The following is a 10573-nucleotide window of genomic DNA, read 5'->3' on the forward strand; positions in this document are numbered from 1 at the left end:
GCTTGGGCAACCGGCAAAGGAAATACCGAATGAATAGCAATTTCAAGGCATGGCGCCGAAGCCTGACCTGGACTCTACCGATAGTCGCCCTGCTTGCCGGTTGCACTGGTGGCGACAACACAAAGCCGAAAACACATGCCGTCGCCACCTACACCAGTGCGACCTGGGATGCACTGCCCGCCGTTTCCGATAATGATTTGCTCGCCGGCTTCGGCTCCTGGCGCAGTGCCTGCACCCGACTCAAGGCTGACCCGATCTGGGCCGCCACCTGCACGACGGCAGCCAATGTGCCGCAGACGCCTGGCGATATTCGTGGTTTCCTCAAGGAACATCTGGACGTTTACGGCCTGCGCTCTGCCAATGGCAGTGGCAACGGCCTGATCACCGGCTATTACGAACCGGTGTATCCAGGCAGCCTGAGCCAGACGGCGCAAGCGACGGTACCCGTCTATGGCGTGCCCGACGACATGATCATCGTAGCGCTCGACAGCATTTACCCCGAACTCAAAGGCAAGCGCCTGCGTGGCCGGCTCGAAGGTCGGGTGCTCAAGCCCTATGACGATGCTGCCGCCATCGATGCCAAGGGCGTCAAGGCGCCAGTCATTGCCTGGCTGACCGATCCGATGAATCTACAATTTCTGCAGATCCAGGGCTCGGGCCGCATTCAACTGGAAGACGGCCGTCAGCTGCGCATCGGTTATGCCGATCAGAATGGTCACCCGTATCGGCCAATCGGTCGCTGGCTGGTCGACCAGGGCGAGCTGAAAAAAGAAGACGTGACCATGGGCGCCATCAGCGCCTGGGCCAAGACGCATCCAACGCGGATTCCAGAACTGCTCGGCAGCAACCCCAGCTACGTGTTTTTCAATCGCAACCCGGACAGCAATGAGGGCCCGCGCGGCTCGCTCAACGTACCGTTGACCGCTGGCTACAGCGTCGCAGTGGACCGCAAGGTGATTCCGCTGGGCAGCCTGTTGTGGTTATCAACCACACGACCTGACGGCTCCGGACTGGTTCGTCCGGTTGCGGCTCAGGACACGGGTGGCGCCATTACCGGCGAAGTCCGTGCAGATCTGTTCTGGGGAACAGGTGATGCGGCAGGGCAATTGGCCGGGGATATGAAACAGCAGGGACAGATCTGGATGCTGTGGCCTAAAGGCGCGGTGTTGCCAAAGGTGCCCGACGCGCCAACTACCCCGTAGCAGCTGCCGAAGGCTGCGTCCGGCCGCGAAGCGGTCGCAGAATGCCATACCGCAATTTATCAGGCAGATTGCAGCCGCCGGTTTACGACCGCTTCGCGGCCGGACGCAGGCTACGCCAGCTGCTACGAAACTGCGTCGTCCTTCTACACCGAAACAATAAAGAAACCGGCAATGAGCGCCATACCCACAAACCATACCAGCGAACGCAATATCGCCCAATCCGCCAGATAGCAAATGATGTAGAGCAAGCGGCTGGTGATGAACAACACCGCCAACACATCGATGGTCACCAGCTCAGCGTTGTCGGCGATATGCGCAATGATCACCCCTGCGGCAAACGCCGGGATCACTTCGAAGCTGTTCAATTGCGCGGAGTGTGCGCGCCTGGCGAGCCCTTCCAGGTTGTCGAGAAAGGCCCGCGGATCATGGTTCTCCCGCAACCCGAATTTGCCGCCACTGAACTTGGCAACATAGGTGCACAGGTAAGGGAGAAAAATGGCGATCAACACACACCAGAATGCGACAGTCATTGCAGTTTCCTTCTTGGCGTTCTTTTGAAGTACGGTTTAAAACTTCATCACGAGCATGCCGACCAGCACCAGCCCACAGGCCAGGAGCCGCGGTCGGCCGAAAGGCTCTTTCAAGTAGCGCATGCCAAATAGCACCACCAGAATCACACTGATCTCGCGCAGGGCCGCTGCTTCGGCAATCGAGCCCAACTGCATGGCCCATAGCACCAAAGCGTAGCTGAACAACACGCAGAACCCGACGCTCAACCCCAATCGCCATTGCTCGCGCCAGAACGACATGTAGGCCGCACGCTTACGCACCAGCGCCAGCAAAGGAAACGGCCAGGCACTGAGCAACGTCACCCACACCAGGTAATCCAACGGGCGAGACCAGCGCCGCAAGGCCTGGCCGTCGATGAAGGTGTAGCAACCGATACACAGACCGATCAACGCGACCACCGGCAGCATCGACCACGGCAAACGTTCGCCGCCTCCGCCCTGCCAAAGCAGACAGAGCATGCCGAAGGGGATCAGTAAAATCCCGAGGGTTTGCTGGGTCGTCAGCACTTCGCCAGCGAAAATCAGCGTCAAGGCCAGCACCACCAGTGGCGACAACCCACGCATCAACGGGTAGACAAGTCCCAGATCACCAACCCGGTAGGCCTGAATCAGCAGGTAGCGATAGAGCAACTCGAACGCCGCGGAAGCCAGGATCCACGGCCAGATTTCGACTGGTGGAAGCGACACGAAAGGTAGCATTAGCGCCACCAAGAGCATCGCTACGCTGTCCATACAGGCCACCACCAACAACCGCTCACCACTGAACTTGATCAGGGTATTCCAGGCCGCGTGCAACAGTGCCGCCACTAACACCAGAGCCGTCGCAAGCACGGCACCCTCCTTGTCTGGATCAAGAGAATTGATTCGCCATATGTTGGCAGCTGTTTATACTGAGGCCGACCACGCCGCACTCAGTTGCGCACATACCTATTCCAATAATTTTTTGCAGCTGCCCAATCCAATGGAGAAGGTAGCCTGCATGCGTATGCCTGATCAGAGCGTCAAGACTACAGACAGAGACCCTGCGCATGCCACTCGCCTTGCTTGCACTGGCTGTTGCCGCTTTCGGCATCGGCACTACTGAATTCGTCATCATGGGTTTGCTGCCCGATGTCGCCAGAGACCTTGGCGTCAGCATTCCCGACGCTGGCCTGCTGATCAGCGGCTACGCTCTGGGCGTGGTGTTCGGTGCACCGATCCTGGCAATCGGCACCGCCAACATGCCGCGCAAAGCCACGCTGCTGGGAATGACCTTGATGTTCATCCTCGGCAACATCCTCTGCGCCCTGGCGCCGAACTACACGACCTTGATGGCTGCCCGGGTGATCACCGCCCTTTGCCACGGCGCGTTCTTCGGCATCGGCTCGGTGGTCGCCGCCGGATTGGTGGCACCGAACAAACGGGCTCAGGCGATTGCCATGATGTTCACCGGCCTGACTCTGGCTAATGTGCTCGGCGTGCCATTGGGGACGGCCCTGGGACAATATGCCGGTTGGCGCTCGACCTTCTGGGCAGTCTCGGTGATCGGCGTGATTGCGGCCATTGCCCAATGGGTCTGGCTGCCAAAGGAAATCGCCATGGACAAAGCCAATCTGGCCAGCGAGTTCAAAGTGCTGGGCAAAGCCAATGTGCTGCTGGCACTGGGCATGAGCGTGCTGGCGTCCACCAGCCTGTTCAGCGTCTTCACCTACATTGCGCCGATCCTGCAGGACATCACCGGCGTAAGCCCCCACGGCATCACCATCATGTTGCTGTTGTTCGGCGTCGGCCTGACCGCCGGCAGCATACTCGGCGGTCGCCTGGCAGACAGCCGCTTGCTGCCGTCATTGGTGGGCATGGCGTTGGCTGTGGTGTTGGTCCTGGCGGCGTTCAGTCAGACCAGCCACTCGGTGATCCCGGCCGCCATCACTTTGTTGCTGTGGGGCGTGTTCGCTTTCGCCTTGTGCCCGATCCTGCAACTGCTGATCATCGACCAGGCCCATGAAGCGCCAAATCTTGGTTCGACCCTGAACCAAAGTGCCTTCAACCTCGGCAATGCCGCCGGCGCCTGGATCGGCGGACTGGTGGTCGCCAGCGGCACCGACCTCGCCGACCTGCCCTGGACCGGTGCACTGGTCGGCGGCCTTACCGTGCTCACAGCGCTTTTCTTCATCTATCTGCAACGTCGCAGCGCGGCTGCGGTCAATGTTTCCGCGTAGGAGCGAGGCTTGCCCGCGATGAATACGACACGGTATCTCTGGCGCGACGAATCGCGCTATCGCGAGCAATCGAGCGTCGACCGGCCGCTCCTACAGAAGCCTCACGTTACTCGACAGGCGCGTCTTCCTTGAACTGATCCTTCACATACTTGATCTCGGTCTGGCCATGGGGTACCGGCAAACCATCTTCGCCGAGGTTGACGAAAACCATTTTCTCGACCGTGAGGATACTTTTGCGGGTGATCTTGTTGCGCACTTCGCAGGTCAGGGTGATCGAGGTGCGACCGAACTCGGTGGCGGTGATGCCCAGCTCGATAATGTCGCCCTGACGCGAGGCGCTGACGAAGTTGATTTCCGAAATGTACTTGGTGACCACGCGCTGGTTGCCCAGCTGGACGATGGCGTAGATCGCCGCTTCTTCGTCGATCCAGCGCAACAGGCTGCCGCCGAACAGCGTACCGTTGGGGTTGAGGTCTTCGGGTTTTACCCATTTGCGGGTGTGGAAATTCATGCTCACTCCTGACCGTCTTGCCGATTGATGCTGGCCATCATGGCAGACCGCAGCACCGACCTCTATCAAGCAATGACTATAGACTCGATTACCGTTGGAACATCGGCCGACAGAAAGCCTTGGGATCAATCGCCGACACGGCTATAATCGCCTCCGTTTCAAAACGGTCATCTTCACTTGATACCGTTTTCCCGCCACCTGTCCGAGGGGCGCTGCAGCAGGTATTGACCTGTCAGGCTCGGATGGGGCGTTGTTTGTACAGAGCTCTCCTTTCAAGGGCTTTCTGCACAGACACTAAACGCACAACGGCGCCCATTCGCACACTACGAATGGAGGCTCTTGATGAGCGCTGTAATTACGCCTGCAGATTTTAACGACTACAAAGTCGCCGACATGTCCCTGGCCGCCTGGGGCCGTCGCGAAACCATCATCGCCGAATCGGAAATGCCGGCCCTGATGGGTCTGCGTCGCAAGTACGTTGGTGAGCAGCCGCTCAAAGGCGCAAAAATCCTCGGCTGCATCCACATGACCATTCAGACTGCCGTGCTGATCGAAACCCTGGTTGCCCTGGGTGCCGAAGTACGCTGGTCATCCTGCAACATTTTCTCGACTCAAGACCAGGCCGCTGCCGCTATCGCTGCTGCCGGCATCCCGGTTTTCGCCTGGAAAGGCGAGACTGAAGAAGAGTACGAGTGGTGCCTGGAGCAGACCATCCTGAAAGATGGCCAGCCATGGGACGCCAACATGATCCTCGACGACGGCGGCGACCTGACCGAGCTGCTGCACAAGAAGTACCCTGCCGTTCTGGAGCGCGTTCACGGCGTCACCGAAGAAACCACCACCGGCGTTCACCGCCTGCTGGACATGCTGGCCAAGGGCGAGCTGAAAATCCCGGCCATCAACGTCAACGACTCGGTGACCAAGAGCAAGAACGACAACAAGTACGGCTGCCGTCACAGCCTGAACGACGCGATCAAGCGCGGCACCGACCACCTGCTGTCCGGCAAGCAAGCGCTGGTCATCGGCTACGGTGACGTGGGCAAGGGCTCTGCGCAGTCCCTGCGTCAGGAAGGCATGATCGTCAAAGTTTCCGAAGTCGACCCGATCTGCGCCATGCAAGCCTGCATGGACGGTTTCGAACTGGTTTCGCCGTTCATCGACGGTATCAACACCGGTACCGAAGCAAGCATCGACAAAGCGCTGCTGGGCAAGATCGACCTGATCGTGACCACCACCGGTAACGTCAATGTTTGCGACTCGAACATGCTCAAAGCCCTGAAGAAGCGTGCCGTTGTCTGCAACATCGGTCACTTCGACAACGAAATCGACACTGCTTTCATGCGCAAGAACTGGGCATGGGAAGAAGTGAAGCCACAGGTTCACAAGGTGCACCGTACCGGCCCTGGCGATTTCGACGCACAGAACGACGACTACCTGATCCTGCTGGCCGAAGGCCGTCTGGTTAACCTGGGTAACGCCACTGGCCACCCAAGCCGCATCATGGACGGTTCGTTCGCCAACCAGGTTTTGGCGCAGATCTTCCTGTTCGGTCAGAAGTACGCCGACCTGTCGCCAGCCCAGAAAGCCGAGCGCCTGACCGTTGAAGTACTGCCGAAGAAACTCGACGAAGAAGTGGCCCTGGAAATGGTCCGCGGTTTCGGTGGCGTGGTCACTCAACTGACCAAGCAACAGGCTGAGTACATCGGCGTTACCGTCGAAGGCCCGTTCAAGCCGCACGCTTACCGCTACTGATCGGCACTGCTGTCCGCACCCCTGTGGGAGCGGGCTTATGCAGGAGCAGCGCTTACTGTAGGAGCCGAGCTTGCTCGCGTGCAGGCACCGCGGTGTTTCAGTAACACCACGGTGATGCTATCGCGAGCAAGCTCGGCTCCTACAGTAAGCGGCCGCTCCTTATGCATGTAGAGGCAGCTAAAGCGCTATCGCGAGCAATCGAGCGTCGACCGGCCGCTCCTACAGAGTTTCCAAGGGTATTCCCATGTCCCAAGACCGTCGCTACAGCTTCGAGTTCTTCCCGACCAAGACCGATGCTGGGCATGAAAAGCTCCTCGCCACTGCCCGTCAGCTGGCCAGTTACAACCCCGACTTCTTCTCCTGCACCTATGGTGCTGGTGGTTCCACCCGTGATCGCACGCTCAACACCGTGCTGCAGCTCGAAAGCGAAGTCAAAGTCTCTGCCGCGCCGCACTTGTCCTGCGTCGGCGATAGCAAGAATGACCTGCGCAACCTGCTGAGCCAGTACAAGAATGCGGGCATCACCCGCATTGTCGCCCTGCGCGGTGACCTGCCCTCGGGTATGGGCGTGGCCAGTGGCGAACTGCGCTACGCCAATGATCTGGTGAGCTTCATTCGTGAAGAAACCGGCAACCACTTCCACATCGAAGTCGCCGCTTACCCGGAAATGCACCCGCAAGCGCGCAATTTCGAAGATGATCTAACCAATTTCGTGCGCAAAGCCAACGCTGGCGCCAACAGTGCGATCACCCAGTACTTCTTCAACGCCGACAGCTACTTCTACTTCGTCGAGCGCGTGCGTCAGATGGGCGTGAACATCCCGATCGTGCCGGGCATCATGCCGATCACCAACTACAGCAAGCTGGCACGGTTCTCCGACGCCTGCGGTGCGGAAATCCCACGCTGGATCCGCAAGCAGCTGGAAGCCTACGGTGACGACACCCAGAGCATTCAAGCTTTCGGTGAGCAGGTCATCACCCAGATGTGCGAACGCTTGCTGCAAGGCGGCGCACCAGGGTTGCACTTCTATACCCTGAATCAGGCCGAACCTAGCCTGGCTGTCTGGAATAACCTGAAACTGCCACGTTAAAACAGCCGCAAGCAAGATCAAGAGATCGCAGCCTCTGGCAGCGGTCTTTTGATTTTCAGGCCCTTCGACACCCTTGAGCTAGAGCTTCCAACACCGGTTCTGGCTATTGCTGAAGTCTCGTCGTAATCTCCAGCAATGCCCGTCATTGCCCAGCTACTGACCCTCTTTCTTTTTACTTGCCTGAGCTTTACCGCTCGAGGCGAGAAGCTGCGCATTGTCACCGAGCCCTGGGCTCCCTATGTGTACGAGGAAAACGGCGAGTTTCGTGGCCTGGACTACGAAACCACGGCCATCGTCTTCCAGCGCCTGGGAATCGATGTGGAGTGGCAGTTCCTGCCCTGGAAGCGTTGCCTGGCCATGCTGGAACAAGGTCAGGCCGACGGCGCACTGGATATTTTTCACAGCGACGAACGTGACAACACACTGCTTTATCCCGGCGAGCCGCTGTCGCAAGTGGAGTTCGTACTGTTCTACGCCAATGACCGACCTCACCCCATTCGCACCCTGGACGACCTGCGCGGCCTGACTGTCGGGACGTCGCCAGGCTACTTGTACAGCCAGGATTTCAGCGAGTCGACTCTGTTCAAGCGCGAACCAGCGCCCAGCCATGAAGCCAACTTCGGCAAACTGGTGCGCGGCCGCATCGACTTGCTGATCACTGATCGCCGGGTTGGCCAGTACTTGCTCGATGAATTACATTTACGCGACCAGATCAGTGAAAACCCCACGATGATCAGCAGCAATAGCCAGTTTCTGGCGCTGCGGCGCAATGCAGGCATGGATTTGCTGGTACAGCGCTTCGGTGCAGAGCTCAAGCGCTTCAAGCGTGAACCGGCCTACGCCGCGCTTAGCGCCCGGTACACCGGTCACAAGGCCATAACGACCCAGCAAGCGACACCTCCAGACAGCGCAGGAAAAACCGTTGAGCAGCAGGAAAGCAGCGCACACTGATTGCTCTGTTATACTCCGGCCTTCCCGCCAGGCTCACGCCCGGACGCTCGACCTTGTACAAGGCATCTCGACACCGCTACAGCGCAGCCCCAGGCCCGCGCGAGCGCTTTCAGATAAGCTTTCAAGACCGAAGCAGGACCGGACGGGATTGCGTCCTCTTAAACGCGATTCACGCCAGGCAAGACTATCCCTTTGGGCCAAGCCCTAACTAAAACAGGATTACTCATGTCCTTTGCTTCCCTCGGTCTCTCCGAGGCTTTAGTCCGCGCCATCGAGGCAGCGGGCTATACCGAGCCTACTCCGGTGCAACAGCGGGCTATTCCCGCCGTGTTGCAAGGTCGCGATTTGATGGTCGCGGCACAGACAGGTACTGGTAAAACCGGCGGCTTCGCCCTTCCGATTCTGGAGCGGTTGTTCCCCAACGGTCACCCGGACAAATCCCAGCGTCACGGCCCGCGCCAACCGCGCGTACTGGTCCTGACCCCGACTCGCGAACTCGCCGCTCAAGTGCATGAAAGCTTCAAGGTCTATGCCCGCGACCTGAAGTTCGTCAGCGCCTGCATCTTCGGCGGCGTCGGCATGAACCCACAAGTCCAGGCCATGTCCCGTGGCGTTGACGTGCTGGTGGCCTGCCCGGGCCGCTTGCTCGACCTCGCCGGCCAAGGCAGCGTCGACCTGTCCCACGTGGAAATCCTCGTGCTGGACGAGGCCGACCGGATGCTCGACATGGGCTTCGTCCATGACGTGAAAAAGGTCCTTGCCCGCCTGCCGGTCAAACGCCAGAACCTGCTGTTCTCGGCGACCTTCTCCAAAGACATCACCGATCTCGCTGGCAAACTGCTGCACAACCCCGAGCGCATCGAAGTCACGCCACCGAACACCACGGTCGAGCGCATCGAGCAACGGGTGTTCCGCCTGGCCGCCAGCCACAAGCGCTCGCTGCTGGCGCACCTGATTACTGCCGGTGCCTGGGAACAGGTTCTGGTCTTCACCCGTACCAAGCACGGCGCCAACCGCCTGGCCGAGTACCTGGACAAACACGGCCTGAGCGCCGTTGCCATCCACGGTAACAAGAGCCAGAACGCCCGCACCAAAGCCCTGGCTGATTTCAAGGCCGGCGAAGTGCGCATCCTGGTGGCCACCGATATCGCCGCTCGCGGCCTGGATATCGACCAGTTGCCACACGTGGTCAACTTCGAGCTGCCGAACGTCGACGAAGACTACGTACACCGGATTGGCCGTACTGGCCGCGCCGGTCGTTCGGGCGAGGCGATCTCGCTGGTGGCTCCGGATGAAGAAAAACTGCTGAAAAGCATCGAGCGCATGACCAAGCAGAAAATCGCCGATGGCGACCTGATGGGTTTTGACTCCAGCGCCGTAGAAGCCGAGAAACCTGAAGTCCGTGAACGTCCGGATGTGCGTAACCCGCGCAATACTCCGCGCGGTCCACGTGGTGACGGCCCGAATGGCAGCGGTGGCGGCGGTGGCCGCAAAGACAAAGGCAAGGACAAGGGTGGCAAAGAGACCCGTTCCGAACGCCCTGCTCGCGAACATAAGCCACGCGAAGGCACTCCGGCCCGTGAACAGCGTCAGCCAGCTCCACGCGCAGCCGCTGATCGTGCACCGGACGAGTTCCTGGACGACGATGTCGATAACTTCGGTAACCGCGTCGATTACGTCCCGCAACAGAAAGCTCCTCAGGGCCGTGGCCGCCGTCCAGGCGCTCCAGCGCAAGGCGCAGGCTCAGGTGCCGGCGCACCGTCTCGCAGCGGTGGCCAAGGTCGCCCAAGCGCTCCGCGCAATGGCAGCGGCGCCAGCACTGGTACCCCGCCAGCCAAGCGCAACGGCCCGCGTAGCGGTGCTCCACGTGACGGTCAGGCCCGTCGCGAAGAGCCGCGTAACCGTCGCCCGGCACGTGACGATCAGCAGTCGCGCCAGGAACCAGCCGTTCAAAACCCGCGCGCAAACCAGCCGAAGATCATGCACAAGGAGTCGAAAAGCGATCGCTTCCCGACACCTGAGCAACTCGATCAACTGCCAAGCCGTCCACGTGGTGAGAAACCAGCATTGCTGACCCGCAATCGCTGATTTCTTCCGCTAACAAAAACGCCCCCGATCTCACGATCGGGGGCGTTTTTGTTTGTGTCTTTGCAGGAGCGAGGCTTGCCCGCGATGGGGGCAGCTCGGTATCTCTGCTGCTCCCGATATAGTTATCGCGAGCAAGTTTGTGTCTTTGCAGGAGCGAGGCTTGCCCGCGATGGGGGCAGCTCGGTATCTCTGCTGCTCCCGATATAGTTATC

The 10573-nt window shown here is 59.7% G+C and carries 9 protein-coding genes and 1 riboswitch; of the genes, 6 read left to right on the forward strand and 3 right to left on the reverse strand.

Translation table 11 applies throughout. From position 1 onward, the window contains the following. The first annotated feature begins 29 nt into the window (after positions 1–29). Positions 30–1202, forward strand: coding sequence for a murein transglycosylase A (mltA, locus tag AC07VR_RS17975; RefSeq protein ID WP_494990667.1), 1173 nt, complete (start codon positions 30–32; stop codon positions 1200–1202). A gap of 143 nt (positions 1203–1345) precedes the next feature. Here mltA and AC07VR_RS17980 read toward each other — a convergent pair whose 3' ends face one another. Further along, the gene (locus tag AC07VR_RS17980) at positions 1346–1732 is read right to left on the reverse strand and encodes an MAPEG family protein (RefSeq protein WP_495012021.1); all 387 of its coding nucleotides are present in this window, start codon (positions 1730–1732) and stop codon (positions 1346–1348) included. 36 nt (positions 1733–1768) lie between these two features. Continuing rightward, on the reverse strand, positions 1769–2602 hold the full coding sequence (locus AC07VR_RS17985; protein ID WP_495012022.1) for an EamA family transporter: 834 nt from the start codon (positions 2600–2602) through the stop codon (positions 1769–1771). A gap of 197 nt (positions 2603–2799) precedes the next feature. Here AC07VR_RS17985 and AC07VR_RS17990 point away from each other — a divergent pair, with 197 nt between their 5' ends. Continuing rightward, the gene (locus AC07VR_RS17990) at positions 2800–3969 is read left to right on the forward strand and encodes an MFS transporter (RefSeq protein WP_495012023.1); all 1170 of its coding nucleotides are present in this window, start codon (positions 2800–2802) and stop codon (positions 3967–3969) included. A gap of 106 nt (positions 3970–4075) precedes the next feature. On the opposite strand, the gene AC07VR_RS17995 is transcribed toward AC07VR_RS17990, so the two are convergent. After that, positions 4076–4480, reverse strand: a complete 405-nt coding sequence (locus AC07VR_RS17995; protein WP_495012024.1) for an acyl-CoA thioesterase — start codon at positions 4478–4480, stop codon at positions 4076–4078. A gap of 198 nt (positions 4481–4678) precedes the next feature. Beyond that, positions 4679–4801: riboswitch (S-adenosyl-L-homocysteine riboswitch) on the forward strand. A 21-nt stretch (positions 4802–4822) separates the two neighbouring features. Here AC07VR_RS17995 and ahcY point away from each other — a divergent pair. The 4 genes from ahcY (at position 4823) to rhlE2 (ending at position 10361) form a co-directional block, all read left to right on the forward strand. Then, a complete protein-coding gene (gene ahcY / locus AC07VR_RS18000) occupies positions 4823–6232 on the forward strand; it encodes an adenosylhomocysteinase (protein WP_494990671.1) in 1410 nt (469 codons plus the stop codon). A gap of 244 nt (positions 6233–6476) precedes the next feature. Continuing rightward, positions 6477–7322, forward strand: a complete 846-nt coding sequence (gene metF, locus AC07VR_RS18005; protein WP_494990672.1) for a methylenetetrahydrofolate reductase [NAD(P)H] — start codon at positions 6477–6479, stop codon at positions 7320–7322. Between the two features lie 135 nt (positions 7323–7457). Next, the gene (locus AC07VR_RS18010) at positions 7458–8273 is read left to right on the forward strand and encodes a substrate-binding periplasmic protein (protein ID WP_495012025.1); all 816 of its coding nucleotides are present in this window, start codon (positions 7458–7460) and stop codon (positions 8271–8273) included. A gap of 225 nt (positions 8274–8498) precedes the next feature. After that, complete coding sequence (rhlE2, locus tag AC07VR_RS18015; RefSeq protein ID WP_494990674.1) at positions 8499–10361, forward strand: RNA helicase RhlE2; 1863 nt, start codon at positions 8499–8501, stop codon at positions 10359–10361. The last annotated feature ends 212 nt before the right edge of the window (positions 10362–10573 follow it).

This window comes from Pseudomonas sp. GW821-FHT02H09 (assembly GCF_059421425.1).